The organism is Rhizobium sp. BK602 (assembly GCF_014195095.1).
GTDB lineage: Bacteria > Pseudomonadota > Alphaproteobacteria > Rhizobiales > Rhizobiaceae > Rhizobium.
In genome coordinates this window covers 180,544-196,143 of the sequence record NZ_JACIBC010000006.1, presented here as the reverse complement: position 1 = coordinate 196,143, position 15,600 = coordinate 180,544, and the positions used below count along the sequence as shown (strand labels likewise).

General features: G+C 62.5%; 13 protein-coding genes and 1 tRNA gene. 9 read left to right on the top strand and 5 right to left on the bottom strand.

Annotated elements, in window-relative coordinates; all coding sequences use genetic code 11:
- The first annotated feature begins 40 nt into the window (after positions 1-40).
- Positions 41-1,015 (top strand): alpha/beta hydrolase, encoded by a 975-nt coding sequence (locus FHX11_RS20060; RefSeq protein ID WP_184359837.1) that lies wholly within the window; start codon positions 41-43, stop codon positions 1,013-1,015.
- A gap of 89 nt (positions 1,016-1,104) precedes the next feature.
- Here the strand turns inward: FHX11_RS20060 and hisN are convergent, their stop codons facing one another.
- From hisN to FHX11_RS20045, 3 genes are all read right to left on the bottom strand, one after another.
- Positions 1,105-1,878: a histidinol-phosphatase gene (hisN, locus tag FHX11_RS20055; RefSeq protein WP_184359835.1), complete on the bottom strand. Its 774-nt coding sequence runs from the start codon at positions 1,876-1,878 to the stop codon at positions 1,105-1,107.
- A 334-nt stretch (positions 1,879-2,212) separates the two neighbouring features.
- Positions 2,213-2,716 carry a YcxB family protein gene (locus FHX11_RS20050; protein WP_184359833.1) on the bottom strand — a complete coding sequence of 168 codons (504 nt, stop codon included), beginning with the start codon at positions 2,714-2,716 and terminating at the stop codon, positions 2,213-2,215.
- Between the two features lie 178 nt (positions 2,717-2,894).
- Complete coding sequence (locus FHX11_RS20045) at positions 2,895-3,779, bottom strand: N-formylglutamate amidohydrolase (protein WP_184359831.1); 885 nt, start codon at positions 3,777-3,779, stop codon at positions 2,895-2,897.
- 270 nt (positions 3,780-4,049) lie between these two features.
- Between FHX11_RS20045 and cpdR1 the strand changes: the two genes are divergently transcribed.
- Both cpdR1 and FHX11_RS20035 read left to right on the top strand, forming a co-directional pair.
- A complete protein-coding gene (gene cpdR1, locus FHX11_RS20040) occupies positions 4,050-4,412 on the top strand; it encodes a response regulator CpdR1 (protein ID WP_004117561.1) in 363 nt (120 codons plus the stop codon).
- Between the two features lie 84 nt (positions 4,413-4,496).
- A tRNA-Val gene (locus FHX11_RS20035) sits at positions 4,497-4,571 on the top strand.
- Between the two features lie 142 nt (positions 4,572-4,713).
- Here FHX11_RS20035 and FHX11_RS20030 read toward each other — a convergent pair.
- Entirely contained in the window at positions 4,714-5,022 is a 309-nt protein-coding gene (locus tag FHX11_RS20030; protein WP_184359828.1) for a hypothetical protein, read from the bottom strand.
- 227 nt (positions 5,023-5,249) lie between these two features.
- On the opposite strand from FHX11_RS20030, the gene FHX11_RS20025 reads away from it, so the two are divergent.
- Both FHX11_RS20025 and FHX11_RS20020 read left to right on the top strand, forming a co-directional pair.
- A complete protein-coding gene (locus FHX11_RS20025; protein WP_184359826.1) occupies positions 5,250-5,480 on the top strand; it encodes a hypothetical protein in 231 nt (76 codons plus the stop codon).
- A 116-nt stretch (positions 5,481-5,596) separates the two neighbouring features.
- Positions 5,597-6,067: a hypothetical protein gene (locus tag FHX11_RS20020; RefSeq protein WP_184359824.1), complete on the top strand. Its 471-nt coding sequence runs from the start codon at positions 5,597-5,599 to the stop codon at positions 6,065-6,067.
- A 71-nt stretch (positions 6,068-6,138) separates the two neighbouring features.
- Here FHX11_RS20020 and FHX11_RS20015 read toward each other — a convergent pair whose 3' ends face one another.
- Positions 6,139-6,384 carry a hypothetical protein gene (locus FHX11_RS20015; protein WP_184359822.1) on the bottom strand — a complete coding sequence of 82 codons (246 nt, stop codon included), beginning with the start codon at positions 6,382-6,384 and terminating at the stop codon, positions 6,139-6,141.
- 458 nt (positions 6,385-6,842) lie between these two features.
- Here FHX11_RS20015 and FHX11_RS20010 point away from each other — a divergent pair, with 458 nt between their 5' ends.
- The 4 genes from FHX11_RS20010 to FHX11_RS19995 all read left to right on the top strand — a co-directional run bounded on the left by FHX11_RS20010 (position 6,843) and on the right by FHX11_RS19995 (position 15,597).
- On the top strand, positions 6,843-7,943 hold the full coding sequence (locus FHX11_RS20010) for a DUF475 domain-containing protein (protein ID WP_184359820.1): 1,101 nt from the start codon (positions 6,843-6,845) through the stop codon (positions 7,941-7,943).
- Positions 7,944-8,240: 297 nt separating this feature from the next.
- The gene (locus tag FHX11_RS20005) at positions 8,241-9,668 is read left to right on the top strand and encodes a mannose-1-phosphate guanylyltransferase/mannose-6-phosphate isomerase (protein WP_184359819.1); all 1,428 of its coding nucleotides are present in this window, start codon (positions 8,241-8,243) and stop codon (positions 9,666-9,668) included.
- Between the two features lie 177 nt (positions 9,669-9,845).
- Positions 9,846-13,166 (top strand): transglutaminase family protein, encoded by a 3,321-nt coding sequence (locus FHX11_RS20000; RefSeq protein ID WP_184359817.1) that lies wholly within the window; start codon positions 9,846-9,848, stop codon positions 13,164-13,166.
- 13 nt (positions 13,167-13,179) lie between these two features.
- Entirely contained in the window at positions 13,180-15,597 is a 2,418-nt protein-coding gene (locus FHX11_RS19995) for a circularly permuted type 2 ATP-grasp protein (RefSeq protein WP_184359815.1), read from the top strand.
- Positions 15,598-15,600: the final 3 nt, after the last annotated feature.

The window sequence follows — 15,600 nt, the reverse complement described above, 5'->3', positions numbered from 1 at the left end:
CCTTCAGAAGACCCACCCGTCCGCGAGGCGCGACATCGTCATGGATTCGATCCTCTATTCCACGCCCGACAATCCGGTGCCGGAAAACCGCATCGAAGGGTTCTTCGAGAGCTTCGACGGGCGCCGGCTGCGCTATGCCGTCTTCCGCAGCGAACAGACCGTGGCAAAGGGAACCGTGGTGCTGCTGCACGGCCGCAACGAGTTCATCGAGAAATATTTCGAGACGATCCGCGATCTCACCGCCAAGGGCCTTTGGGTCGCGACCTTCGACCTGCGCGGCCAGGGAGAATCGGAACGACTGCTGAAAGACCGGCGGCGTGGGCATATCAGGCATTTTTCCGATTACGAGCGCGACCTCACCGCCTTCCTCGACAAGATCGTGCTGCCGGATACGCGCCTGCCCTTCTTCCTGCTGGCGCATTCGACCGGTGCGCTGATCGCGCTCTCGGCGGCGCCGCGGCTTGCGAGCCGCATCGAGCGCATGGTGCTGCTTGCGCCCTTCGTCGGCCTCACCGGCCAGAGCGCGTCCGCCAGTATGGTCCGCACCCTATCGAGTGTGGTGAGCGCCATCGGCCTCGGCGGCATGCAGTTCAGCAAGAAGAACAGGGAGTGGGCCTTCGCCGACAATCCCCTGACCGGCGACGAGCCGCGCTATCGCCGCAATGTCGCCCTCGCGACGGCCTATCCGCAGCTCGTGCTCGGGCCGCCGACGGCGCGCTGGCTGAGGGAAGCCTTCGGGGCCATCGGTCGTGTCATCACACCCGAGCACCTGTTTTCGATCACCATCCCGACCATCCTGATCGCGCCGACCCGCGACGGCATCGTGCCCTATGCCGATCAGGAGCGGCTGGCACGCTATTTCCGCGCCGCGCAGCTCATCCCGATTCACGGCTCCAAGCACGAAATTCTTCAGGAGCGCGACATCTATCGCAACGCCGCGCTTGCCGCCATCAACGCCTTCATTCCCGGCAGCGATGCCGAGGCAAATGCGCAGGCGCTGGAAGTCGAAAGCTGAGGCTTCGCGGCTTTCCTGGAATTGCCAAGCCTATTGTTTTGACGCAATTCCGGACGGAAAGCGGCTCACGCACTTTTCCTGGAATTGCTCTAACGCGACAGGATCGCCCGCGCCTGATCATAGACCGCGCGGCTGCCGGCGGCGATGATCGAGCCGCCCATTTCCGGCCGGCCGCCGTCCCATGTGGTGATGATGCCGCCCGCCTGCTCGATGACCGGAATGATGCCGCCGACATCATAGGGCTTCAGCGAATTCTCGATGACGAGATCGACGTGACCGGCGGCCAGCAGCGCATAGGCATAGCAATCCGTGCCATAGCGGAAGAGCCGCACCTGGCTCTCGATCTCGCGATACTTCGTCAGTTCCTCGCCGACGAAGAGATGCGGCGAGGTGGTGAAGAGAATGGCATTCGACAGGCTGCCGCAATCGCGAACCTGCAGCCGCCTTTCGCCATCGGGGCCGGAATAGGTCGAGCCGTTGCCGTCGGCGAAATAGCGTTCGCCGGTAAAAGGCTGGTCGATCATGCCCATAATGGCGCGGCCATTCTTCTGCAGGCCGATCAGCGTCCCCCAGACCGGCACGCCGGAGATGAAGGCACGGGTGCCGTCGATCGGATCGATGACCCAGACATGCTCGCGGTCGAGCCCGACATTGCCATGCTCCTCGCCGAGGATGCCGTGATCGGGAAATTCCGCCTCGATCAGCGAACGAATCGCCACTTCGGCCGCCCGGTCCCCTTCGGTCACCGGATCGAACCCTTGAGCCTCCTTGTTGACGACATCGACGCCGGCACGGAAACGCGGCAGGGTCTCGGCCTTGGCCGCTTCGGCCAGACGGTGGAAGAACGCACGGTCAGGAAGCATGATCAATCCCATTGAATGACAGGCGGGCGAAGTCATAGCGCATAAACAGGACGAAGCAAACCGGATGCCGTCGAAGCAGGCGCATTGCCTGGCGATCAGGCAATGACCGCGAAATTGCCTAAATATCTTGCAGCGCAATAAACTGCTTGACAATTGTGCAACGCAATAGCATCATCTTCCTACAGTCTTCTGACTGTAAATACCCTCCTTGGGTGTTTCCTCCCTAGACTTAGCCGCGCCACGAGCGCGGTTCTTTTTTTGTCGGGGAAATGGCGCGGCGGGCACAAAGCCGATGTTGGCATCGGCGCGCAAAGCCGATCACCTCCCGCACGATCTAGATTTTTTGCGCCGCCACAACCGGCACTTTAGATCTCAGAAAGTCACGGTCATCGGCCGATACCGTTTCGACGGGCAGCGTCATGAACTGGTTTGGAGCTGTGAATATCATCCAGTAGGCCGGCCGCTCCCAAATCTCGGTGACGCCGGCCCAGGGGATTTTCGTCGATCCCAATTCGGATGCCACCACAAGTCCGTCGTCAAGAAACGTGAAGTCCGCGCGACGGCTCGGCATCCTGCGGAATTTTCCCACTGTGTTGCGATGATGCGCAACCCACATCGCGATGATCAGGCAAGGAGGAAGAAGGGCGATAACGCTGACGACCCCAAGCAGCCAACCTTGCTCCCCCCTCAACGGCAGCCAAATGAGGAGAGCAATCAACACGGCCTCCGCCGCCCACAATCCTTTCTGCCCAGCCACTCCCCGCCGCCAAACAAACGTCCTGACAGCGTCACGCACAATTGCGTCGGTATAGGTGACTTCAACGGCGCTTCTGCGCATCAACCCTCGCTGCATTTCACTTCGCCGCAAATGCTGAGCCTTCTGCGGCGACCCTAACATCCCATGCCCACGTCAGCGCATAGGCTGATTTGCGCAGCTTATAAGATGGATGACGAAGACCAAGATTGATTTTCTTTGCCAACCGCCACGTCCGGCAAACCCGGAGTGCGAAATATCCCTACTCCGCCGCCAGCGCCGGATCGCCCGCGTAGGATTCCACATGCTCGGCCATGCGTCGCATGAACAGGGTGATGGCTGCGGCGACCCGGTCGAAATCCGGCCGCTTCTCCAGCGTCGTTTCATCGACATAGAGCGAACGGTTGACCTCGATCTGCAGGGCGTGCAGCCCCCGCGAGGGCCGACCGTAGTGCTCGGTGATGAAACCGCCCGCATAGGGCTTGTTGCGCACGGCGTTGAAACCGAGCTCCTCGAGGATCTGCATGGCGGCGCGCGACAATTCCGCCGAAGCGCTGGTGCCGTAGCGGTCACCGAGGATGAAATCGGGCCGCGCATTGCTGCCGGCGATGCGGATATTGCCGGGCATGGAATGGCAATCGACCAGGATGCCGAAACCGAATTTGACGTGGGTACGGGCAATCAGCCGCCGCAAGGTCGCGTGATAGGGCTTGTAGATCGTATCGATGCGCTTCAGCGCATCCTCGACCGGCACGCGCCGCGCATAGATCTCCATGTTTTCCGCGACGATTCGCGGGATCGTGCCGAGGCCGCCGGCGACCCTCAGCGAATTGATGTTGGCATAGGGCGGCAGCGCGCCGTCGAACATGCGCGGGTCGAGCTCGTAGGGCTCGCGGTTGACGTCGATATAGGCGCGGGGGAAATTGGCGAGCAGCAGGGGAGCGCCGAGAGAACTTGCCGCCGAAAAAAGCTCGTCGACATAATGATCTTCCGAGCGGCGGATGGCGATGCCCTGCAGGCGGGACTGTGCGATGAAATCGGGCGGATAGATGCGACCGCTGTGGGGAGAACTGTAGACAAAGGGAATTGTCTGGGAGACGGGCTCCAATACCTCGAAAATCTCGAAATTACGCATTTCTGCGGACATCTAACGTCTTACCGTTTCAACAACTTGTCGCAGTATCCATGTTGCCAGTTGCACGCCCGCAAGTCCATACTAACTTAATGAAAACGGTCTTAATCCAAAGCGGCGTGACAGGTATTTTTCCAAGCCCGCCGCCCGGGAGAGAAGAACCATCCGGAAACCACAAAACCAGGCGCCTGGCCACAAGGACCCATTCACGGCTTGTTTACGGCCAAGGGCTACCCTAGAGGTTGGACACGTCCAACAAGACAAAAGTTGATTAGCGAACAGATGATGACCCAGAAGATACTTCTTGCCGAAGATGACAACGACATGCGTCGCTTCCTTGTGAAGGCACTGGAAAAGGCCGGCTACAAGGTCTTGTCCTTTGACAATGGAGCAAGCGCCTACGACCGGCTGCGCGAAGAGCCCTTTTCGCTGCTCCTCACCGATATCGTCATGCCGGAGATGGACGGCATCGAGCTGGCGCGCCGCGCCACCGAACTCGATCCGGACCTCAAGGTGATGTTCATCACCGGATTCGCCGCCGTGGCATTGAACCCCGATTCGAAGGCGCCGAAGGATGCGAAGGTCCTTTCCAAGCCTTTCCACCTCCGCGAGCTGGTCGACGAAGTCAACAAACTCCTTGCGGCATAGGGCTTCTGGCGCGGCGCGTCATAAAACTGAAAAAAGCCTATTGACGGCTCCCAAGGTTTTATGATCTATGCGCCGCCATCGGATGGGCGTGTAGCTCAGCGGGAGAGCACTACGTTGACATCGTAGGGGTCACAGGTTCAATCCCTGTCACGCCCACCATCCTAATTCGCTGAAAAGCAAGGCCTTTCGAGAAATCGAAAGGCCTTTTTCATTTCACACGGATACCCCACGCCCTGCGCAAGGAGCACCCTTTCCCGCCTGTGGAAAAGATGCTGCCGCATCGCAGATATCCGACGGACCGTCAGCGGTCGAGGAAATGCTCGAACAGCGCCGTCGCCGGATAGGCGTAAGAACCGCGGTCGACGAAACTGTGCCGGTACAGGCAATTCCGCAAGGCCAGTATGTAGGCGGTGCTGTTGGGATCGGGAGAGCCCCGATTCCAGGAAAAGGCCTCCGGCTCGCAGCGGTTCAGCGCCCGGTCATATTTTGCCAGAAGCACCGGATCGCTATCGACGCGGACGCCGTGATAGGACTGATAATTGGAGGGCGCCTCGCCTGCGGAGACGCAAGCGAAACTCAGGACCACTCCCAACGCTAACATCATTCTCATCTGATTCGACCTCTCGTTCGACCTCTTGGCTATGCGCCCCAACAAGCGTGGTGCACGTCCCGAGAATAATCGTCTTCCCGCCGATATCCAATCACATGCTGATGTAAGCCGCCGCCGGGACCCCGATCGATATGTTTTCCGGCGGCCCGGTTCTCCAAGCCGCTTGACTTCCGCCCCGCCAGTCACACTACTGTCATGTTAAGGCATTGATCGTACGGGAGGACGAGATGGCAATCGTGAAGCGTCAATTCTACAAGAACCACAAGCCCAATGGCGACGAATACCTGTTCCATCTTGCCCGCGACACCGAGAGCGGCGAGGTTTTCGTCATCCGCCAGTCCGATTATCTCGTCGACGGCGGCACCGAAAAGAAGATGACGCTCTATGAATTCCTGGCCGGTGGCGGCAACCGGCAGAATGCCCTTCTGGGACTGATCGGCACGCTCGTCCAGAGCTGACCGGCGCCCTGCTCCAGGGCCGTGCAATCGGTACTCCGGGCCACCGAACCGGCGGCCCGGGTTGACTGCCACATTTCGATCGGCAAACCTGTATGGGCTTTGAAGGAGCTCATGACATGCGATTCGCAGGCCTTGCCATTGGACTGACAGCCCTCACCGTCGCGACGGGCGCAGCCGCGCAGAATTTCCCCGGACCCGGCGTTGCCGTCGTCGCGGGCAAATGCTCGAAACTGGTGGTCGGCAAGCTCGATGCATCGAAAGGCTGCAAGGCGGAGATCGCCAGCGTGACCGGTCCGGACGGCTCCGTGACGTTCATTTTTTCGGCCGGCGGCAAGATGCTCGGCTTCCGCGGCGACGGACGCGGCATCAAGGCGGGAGAGAAGAAGGGGACGGCGCAATTGCCGATCGAGGCCATCTCCACCGGCGCCGGCAACAAGATCACCGGCCAGGTCGATGCCAAGGGAACATGCACCTTCGCCGATCCCTATGCCGGCAAGCCGGTCGCCATCGAATGCTCGGCCAAATCGACCGAACTGAGCTTCACCGGCAGCTTCCTGTCGAACGGCAAGCCGCCGCGCGCCAAATAACGGCGGCTCCGAACACCAGCCGCCGTCCGCGGATCACCGGATAGCCCCGCGATCGTGCCGTTTGAGAGCAGTCAGTGCGCCCGGTCTTTTTTCGTCTGGCCATGATTGGCGTCGCCCGGCGCTTCCCGCGACAGGTCCGCACCGCTGACATGGGCAGGAACATGAACCTGCTCGTGCGTTGCCGGCTGCAGCGTCAGATCGACATTGTGCGGCGGCAGCACCTGTGCCTGGCGCAGGGCATTCGGCCTCGCACGCTTCTGCCGCGCCGTCAGCTCTGGCCTCTGTTCCTGTGGCTTTGGATGGATGGGATGGCTCATGGGAAGGTCTCCTTGTCCGCCGGTCTCTATCCGACAATGGAATCCGTTTGAGGGGGAATCCGCTTGGGGGCCTGCCCCGCAACGGACATTCTCACGACGGACATCGTCCATGCCCGCTTTGGGCAAACGCTGCCCTCTCCCTATGGTTCCGGAAAAATCTCGAAACAGCGCCGGCACAGCTGCCGAGGTCGATTTGGGCTCTTGACGTAGATCGCAACTTCACTAACTAATGGTGGTATCTCCACGCCTCCTGACATCGGCTGCGGAGTGAACTTTGGTGCCGGGCCCCTCTGGCGAGAGTTTTTACGGCGCTCTCGCGATGTCGGTACCGCCTGCAGATGAGCCGGCGGATTTCTTTCCATGAACAGTTTGACCATGCCTCGCCCGCATGCCGTCTTCGGCATGCGGCTGCGCGCTCGAATCGCACGCGAATGCCTCTTGTCCCGCGAGGTGCGTCCGTGATGCAGCCCGCTTCCTCCAAATCCACGCTCAGCTACTTCACCTGGGCCTTCATCGTCACCGCCATCGGTCTCCTGCTTGGCGGCGTCCTCGGCTGGAACATGACCGGCACGCTCGGCGGCATGGCGACGATCTTCTTCATCTGCGCGGTGCTGGCCGTGCTGGAGATCTCGCTCTCCTTCGACAATGCCATCGTCAATGCCAACAAGCTGAAGGAGATGACGCCGCTCTGGCAGCATCGCTTCCTGACCTGGGGCATTGTCATCGCCGTCTTCGGCATGCGCATCGTCTTCCCGCTGGCGATCGTCGCCATCGCGGCCTGGATCAATCCCTGGGAAGCGCTAAAGCTCGCGGCCGCCGAGCCGGAGCAATATGCGCGCATCATGCAGGACGCGCATCTGCCCATCGCCGCCTTCGGCGGCACCTTCCTGATGATGGTCGGCCTCACCTACTTCTTCAATCACGAGAAGGACGTGCACTGGATCGGCTTCCTGGAAAAGCGGATGGCGAATTTCGCCACCATCAAGGGCGTCGAGATCGCCTTCGTGCTCATCCTCATCCTGATCTTCCACACCCTGCTCGACGGAGCGGATGCCTCGACCTTCCTTCACGCCGCAGTCTACGGTCTTCTGACCTTCCTGCTGGTGGAGGTCCTGGCCGGAATGCTGGATGCCTCGCAGCAGACCATGAACGCGGCCGCCCAGGGTGGCTTCGGCGCCTTCCTCTATCTCGAGGTTCTCGACGCCAGCTTCTCCTTCGATGGCGTCATCGGCGCCTTCGCGCTGACCCAGAACCTCTTCGTCATCGCCATCGGTCTCGGCATCGGCGCCATGTATGTGCGCTCCATGACGATCATGCTGGTGGAAAAGGGCACCCTCGCCCATTACCGCTACCTGGAGCATGGCGCCTTCTACGCCATCCTGATCCTCTCGGTGATCATGTACGTCCAGACGCTCATGCATATTCCCGAGGTCATCACCGGCCTGGGTGGCGCGGCCCTGATCGGCGTATCCTTGTGGTCGTCGATCCGCTACAATAGGCGCAATGCCGATACGCATGAGCCTGCTCACGAAGAGCCCGGCGACAGGGTCAAAGCCTAGGGCTACGGCCTTTGATCGTTGCCGCGGCCGATCGCGGCAACGATCATGTGTCTTGGCAAGGGTTTCGCCGCACGGATGCCACCTTTTCCGCCGAGACAGAGCCTCTTCGATCAGAGTCCATTGGAATTTTCATACTAAGATCGATTATGTTCGCAGCCGATGGCAGATTTGCGCTGGAGTTCTCTTGAGAAATATCGCAACGGCGATAGAAGTTGTCCAAGAAACGATAGCCACAATCGCATACGTTGCATATCTTCGCGCAATGCACTTGTACGCGGTATCTAGGAGAAGGGAAGCATGGCAGCCAAAATCGTTCCGGTGATCATGGCCGGGGGCAAGGGAACACGGTTGTGGCCGCTCTCGCGGGCCTCCGCGCCGAAGCAATTCATTCAGTTCATCGGCGACAGGACGCTCTTCCAGAACACGCTGGAGCGCGTTTCCGATGCCGAGCTCTACGAAGCCCCGATCGTGCTGACCAACGAGGAGTTCCGTTTCCTCGTTGCCGAACAGGCGCGTGAACTCGGGCTGAAACTGGCCGCGGTCCTGCTGGAGCCGGTCGCCCGCAACACCGCCGCCGCCGTTGCCGCCGCCGCCGCGCTCGTCACCGAGCTGTTCGGCAAGGACGCGACCATGCATGTGCTTGGCTCGGATTACGAAATCGACGCCAACAAGACCTATTACGACTGCGTGCGCATCGCCCGCGACACCGCGCTGGAAGGCAAGCTGGTGACCTTCGGCATCGCGCCGACCGAGCCCGCCACCGGTTATGGCTACATCGAAAGCGGCAAGGCGCTGCCGACCGGCGCGCATGTGGTCAAGCGCTTCGTCGAGAAGCCGGCCCTGGAAAAGGCCGAGCAGATGCTGGCCAGCGGCGGCTTCTACTGGAACTCCGGCATGTTCATGTTCTCCGCCGCGCAGCTTCTGGCGGAGATGAAGGAATATGCTCCGGAAGTCGAGAAGGCCGCCAGCAAGGCCGTTTCCAAGTCGGCGCGCGACCTGGACTTCACCCGTCTCGACGCCGACACCTTCTCGAAGAGCCCGGATATCTCCATCGACTACGCCCTGATGGAAAAGACCGCCAACGCCGCCGTCGTCCCCTCGCCCTTCACCTGGTCCGATCTCGGAAGCTGGGATTCGGTCTGGAAGGTCGGCAAGCGCGACGAGAACGGCAATGTCGCCGCCGGCGACACGACCCTGGTCAACACGAAGAACTCGCTTGTCATGACGCATGGCATCCATCTCGCCGTGCAGGGGCTCGAGGACGTCGCGGTCATCGCCAGCGAGGATGCCGTCTATGTCGGCCACCTCAAGGACAGCCAGGAAGTCGGCAAGCTGGTCAAGCTGCTCGCCGGCCAGAAGACCACGGCCAAGCTCACCGAAACGCACCCGACCTCCTACCGTCCGTGGGGCGGCTATACCTCGGTGCTGAACGGCGAACGCTTCCAGGTGAAGCGCATCTTCGTGCTGCCCGGCAAGAAGCTGTCGCTGCAGAAGCATCATCATCGCTCCGAGCACTGGATCGTCGTCAAGGGCACGGCGGAAGTGACGGTCGGCGAGAACGTGCAGATGCTGCGCGAAAACGAATCGGTCTATATCCCGCTCGGCGAGGTGCACCGTCTTTCGAACCCCGGCAAGATCCTGCTGGAGCTGATCGAGGTGCAGACGGGCTCCTATCTCGGCGAAGACGACATCATTCGTCTCGTCGATGAATTCGGCCGCAGCTAACCTCTTCTTTGGCAATCATTTCCAGGCGGCGGGCGCAAGTCCGCCGCTTTTGCTTTGCCATCGTGCAGAACCGCCCAATTGTCTCATGGAGACGCCTTGCATTCTTTCGCTGCATTGCACACACTGCTGACGGGAACAGCAATGCCGCACAACGATGCGGGCTAGGCAACGAGACATATGGCGATCACGGCAAGTATCTATCATCTCACCCATTATAAATACGACAATCCGGTCCGCCTCGGCCCACAGATCATTCGCCTGAAACCCGCCTCGCATTCGAAGACACGCGTTCTCAGCCACTCGCTGAAGGTGACGCCCTCCAATCACTTCGTGAATTTGCAGCAGGACCCCTACGGCAACTACCTCGCCCGCTTCGTCTTTCCCGATCCGGTGACCGAGCTGAAGATCGAGGTCGATCTCGTTGCCGACATGACGGTCTACAATCCCTTCGACTTCTTCGTCGAGGAGGAAGCCACCAAGTGGCCCTTCGCCTATCCCGAGACCATCCGCGAGGATCTGTCGATCTACATGACGCCGGAGAAACCCGGCCCTCGCCTGCAGGCCTTCCTCGACACGCTCGATCGTTCCGAACAGCCGACCGTCGACATGATCGTCGGCCTCAATGCCCGCCTCCAGAGCGAAATCGGCTATGTCATCCGCATGGAAGCCGGCGTGCAGACGCCGGAAGAGACGCTGGAAAGGGCGAAAGGCTCCTGTCGCGACACGAGCTGGCTGCTGGTGCAAATTCTTCGCCATCTCGGCCTCGCCGCCCGTTTCGTCTCGGGCTATCTCATCCAGCTCACTCCGGATTTGAAGGCACTCGACGGCCCCTCCGGCACCGAAGTTGATTTCACCGACCTGCACGCCTGGGCGGAGGTCTATCTTCCCGGCGCAGGCTGGGTCGGCCTGGACCCGACCTCGGGCCTATTGACCGGCGAAAGCCATATTCCGCTTGCCGCCACGCCGCATTACCGCAACGCCGCCCCGATCTCCGGCGGCTATTTCGGCGAGGCCAACACCGAATTCGAATTCGATATGACGGTGACACGCGTCGCCGAGCATCCGCGCATCACCAAGCCTTTCTCCGACGAAAGCTGGGAGGCGCTGAATGCACTCGGCGAGGAAGTCGACCGCATCCTGAAAAGCGAAGACGTGCGCCTGACCATGGGCGGCGAGCCGACCTTCGTGTCGATCGACGATTTCCAGTCCGACGAATGGAACACCGCCGCCGTCGGCCCCACCAAACGCGACAGGGCCGACCAGCTCATCCGCCGCCTGCGCGAGCGCTTCGCCCCCGGCGGTTTCCTGCATTATGGCCAGGGCAAATGGTATCCGGGCGAAAGCCTGCCGCGCTGGACCTTCTCGCTCTACTGGCGCAAGGACGGAAAGCCGATCTGGCAGAACCCGGCCTTGATCGCCGAGGAGACGGCCCGCACCGGCGCAAGCGCCGGGGACGCCGGCAAGCTCCTGGGCGCGATCGCCCGGGAACTGGCGATCGACCCCGCGATGGTACAGCCGGCCTATGAGGACCCGGCCGAATGGATCGTCAAGGAAGGCAGCCTTCCGGAAAACGTCGACCCCTCCAATTCGAAGCTGAAAGACCCCGAGGAGCGCAGCCGCATCGCGCGCGTTTTTGAACGCGGCCTGACGACGCCGACCGGCTATATCCTGCCGGTGCAGGCCTGGAACGCGCGCGCGAGCGGCCGGCGCTGGATCAGCGAAAAATGGCGGACCCGGCGCGGCAGGATCTTCCTCGTGCCGGGCGATTCTCCGGTCGGCTATCGCCTGCCGCTCGGCACCCTGCCTTACGTGCCGCCGTCGCACTACCCCTATATTCACACCGCCGACCCGACAATTCCGCGCACGCCGCTGCCCGACGTCATCGTGCCGGCCGGCCGCGCCATGCCGGAAGCCTCTTTCCAGGTCGACGACAGCGGGCAGGTCCGTATCGAGCAGACGCTCGGCGAAATCGGCGGTGCCGTGCGCACGGCGATCTCGGTCGAGCCGCGTGACGGCCGGCTTTGCGTCTTCATGCCGCCGGTCGAACGGATCGAGGACTATCTCGAATTGCTGGCCGCCGCCGAGAACGCAGCGGCCGCGCTCGGTCTTCCCGTGCATATCGAAGGCTATTCGCCGCCCCAGGACGAGCGCATCAACGTCATCCGCGTCGCGCCCGATCCCGGCGTGATCGAGGTCAACATCCATCCGGCCTCGAACTGGCAGGACTGCGTCGACATCACGACGGCGGTCTATGAGGAGGCGCGGCAGACACGCCTCGGCACCGACAAGTTCATGATCGACGGCCGCCATGCCGGCACGGGCGGCGGCAACCATGTCGTCGTCGGCGGCGCCAATCCGAACGACAGCCCCTTTCTGCGCCGTCCCGATCTGCTGAAGAGCCTGGTGCTGCACTGGCAGCGCCACCCCTCGCTCTCCTATCTCTTCTCCGGCCTGTTCATCGGGCCGACCAGCCAGGCCCCCCGCATCGACGAAGCCCGCCACGACGGCCTCTACGAGCTGGAAATCGCCCTTGCCCAGGTGCCGGCGCCCGGACGCGGCATCCAGCCCCTGCCATGGCTTGTCGACCGCCTGTTCCGCAATCTGCTGACCGATGTCACCGGCAACACCCACCGTTCGGAAATCTGCATCGACAAGCTGTTCTCGCCGGATGGGCCGACCGGTCGCCTCGGCCTCGTCGAATTCCGCGGCTTCGAAATGCCGCCCAATGCCCGCATGAGCCTTGCCCAGCAACTGCTGGTGCGCGCCCTCATCGCCCGTTTCTGGCGCAATCCGCTCGAAGGCAAGTTCGTGCGCTGGGGCACGACCCTGCACGACCGCTTCATGCTGCCGCATTATATCTGGCAGGATTTTCTCGACGTGCTTGCCGATCTGCGGGAAAACGGCTTCGACCTTCGTCCCGAATGGTTCCAGGCGCAGCTCGAATTCCGCTTCCCCTTCTGCGGCGAAGTGGAATACCAGGGCAGCAAGCTGGAACTGCGCCAGGCGCTCGAGCCTTGGCACGTCATGGGCGAGGAAGGCGCGATCGGCGGCACCGTGCGCTACGTCGATTCCTCGGTGGAGCGACTGCAGGTGCGGTTCGAGACCAGCAATCCCGCGCGTTACACCGTCGCCTGCAACGGCCGCGCGCTTCCCCTGACGTCGACCGGCATGTCGGGCGTTTCCGTGGCCGGCGTCCGCTACAAGGCCTGGCATCCGGCCTCGGGCCTGCATCCGGTCCTGCCCGTCAACACGCCGTTGACCTTCGACATATATGATACATGGTCGCAACGTTCGATCGGCGGCTGCATCTACCATGTTGCCCATCCGGGCGGCCGGAATTATGACACCTTCCCGGTCAACGGCAACGAGGCGGAAGCGCGGCGCTTGGCGCGATTCGAGCCCTGGGGCCATACGGCCGGCGGCTATGGCCTGCGCGCGGAGACGATATCGGCGGAATTCCCGCTGACGCTCGACCTCAGGCGGCCGATAGGAGTTTGAAACGGAACTGCGCATGGGTAAGAAACCAGCGACGAAACGGCGGGAACAGGTAAGGGCTGGCATCGGCAACGATCCGGCCTTCGCCTATTCCGCGCTGCCCGGCGTCGCCGACGAGATGGTCGACAATACCGGCGCGGTGCGGCCGGTCTGGCAGAACCTGCTGTCCGCCTTGAGCCGCATGCCGGAACAGGAGCTTCTCGAACGCTTCGCCCGCGCCGATCGTTACCTGCGCGACGCCGGCGTCTTCTACCGCGCCTATGGCACCGCTGGCCTCAGCGAGCGCAACTGGCCGATCTCGCATATTCCCGTGCTGATCGACGAACGCGAATGGCAGGCCCTGTCGGAAGGCCTGCGCCAGCGCGCCGATCTGCTCGAAGAGATCATGGCCGACATCTACGGCGAGAACCGGCTGATCAACGAAGGACTGCTGCCGCCGGCGCTGGTCGCGGCCAATCTGGAATTCCTGCGGCCGCTCGTCGGCGTTAAGCCCGCGGGCGGACACTATCTGCACTTCCTCGCCTTCGAGATCGGCCGCGGTCCGGACGGTAATTGGTGGGTTCTGGCCGATCGCGCCCAGGCGCCCTCGGGCGCCGGCTTCGCGCTCGAGACCCGCGTCGCCACCACGCGCGCCTTTTCCGACATCTATGCCGAAACCAGGGTGCACCGCCTCGCCTCCTTCTTCGGCGCCTTCCGCGATGCGCTGCTGGGCGGCAAGCGCAGCGCCGAGGGCCGCGTCGCCGTCCTGACCCCCGGCCCTGCCAACGAAACCTATTACGAACACGCCTATATCGCCCGCTATCTCGGCTTCATGCTGCTCGAGGGCGAGGATATCACCGTCGTCAACGACCAGCTGATGGTGCGCACGGTCGCCGGCCTCAGGCCGATCAGCGTGCTCTGGCGCCGCCTCGATGCGTCCTATGCCGATCCGCTGGAGCTCAACCAGCAATCCCATATCGGCACGCCCGGCATGGTGGAGGCGCTGAGAGCCCAGACGGTGACCATCGTCAACGCGCTCGGCTCCGGCGTCCTCGAAACCCGCGCGCTGCTCGCCTTCATGCCCACCATCTGTCGGCATCTGCGCGGCGAAGAGCTGAAGCTGCCCTCGATCGCCACCTGGTGGTGCGGACAGAAGGCCGAGCGCGAGCATGTCGCCGCCCATATCGAGAAGATGGTGATCGGGCCTGCCTATTCCTGCATGCCCTTCTTCGACGACAACGGCCAATCCGTGCTCGGTTCGACGCTGCGCACCACCGCCAGGGATTCGATCGCCGACTGGCTGGCGACCGACGGCCAGAAGCTGGTCGGTCAGGAAGTCGTCACGCTCTCGACCACGCCGGCCTGGGTGAACGGCAAGCTGCTGCCGCGGCCGATGAGCCTGCGCGTCTTCGCAGCCCGCACGGAAAACGGCTGGCAGATCATGCCGGGCGGCTTTGCCCGCATCGGCAGCGGCGACGATGTCGCCGCCATCGCCATGCAATCCGGCGGCTCGGCCGCCGATGTCTGGATCGTCTCCGACAAGCCGGTGGAGCGCCACACCCTGTTGCCGGCCGAAGGGACTTTCACCCGCAACATGCCCGGCAGCCTGCCGAGCCGGGCCGCCGACAATCTCTTCTGGCTCGGCCGCTATATCGAGCGGGCGGAAGGGGCGCTGCGCATCCTGCGCGCCTGGCATGGGCGTTATGCCGAGGCGGCCGACCCGAGCCAGCCGCTGTTGGCCGACGTCAGTGCCTATCTCGCCGCCATCGACATCGACACCACCGAAGCCGTGCCCGAAAGCCTGCTGCGCAACATCGACAGCGCCGTCTATTCGGCCAGCAACATCCGTGACCGCTTCTCGCCGGACGGCTGGCTGGCGCTGAACGACCTGGCCAAGACCGCACGCCGTTTCAAGGAAAAGGTCAAGCCCGGCGACGATGCCAGCCACGCGATGACGATCCTCTTGCGCAAGCTCGCGGGCTTTGCCGGCCTCGTGCATGAGAACATGTACCGCTTCACCGGCTGGCGCTTCCTGTCGCTCGGCCGCTATATCGAACGCGGCCTGCATATGACGCGCCTGCTCGGCCATATGTCGGGTCCGGAAGCACCCGACGGCGCCCTCGACATGCTGCTGGAAATCGGCGACAGCGTCATGACCCATCGCCGGCGCTACAACGTCAATACGGCCCGCCTGACGGTCACCGACCTTCTGGCGCTCGATCCGCTCAACCCGCGCTCGATCCTCTTCCAGATGAACGAGATCCACCGCGAGGTGGAGCAATTGCCGAATGCCTTCGTCAATGGCCAGATGTCACCCTTCTACCGCGAGGCCATGCGGCTGCATTCGGGCCTTGCCGTCATGACGCCGGAGACGATGAACGGCGAGGTCTACCAGCGGCTGGAACGGGAGCTGGAACAGCTTTCCGATCTTCTGGCCCAGACCTATCTCGGATGATGC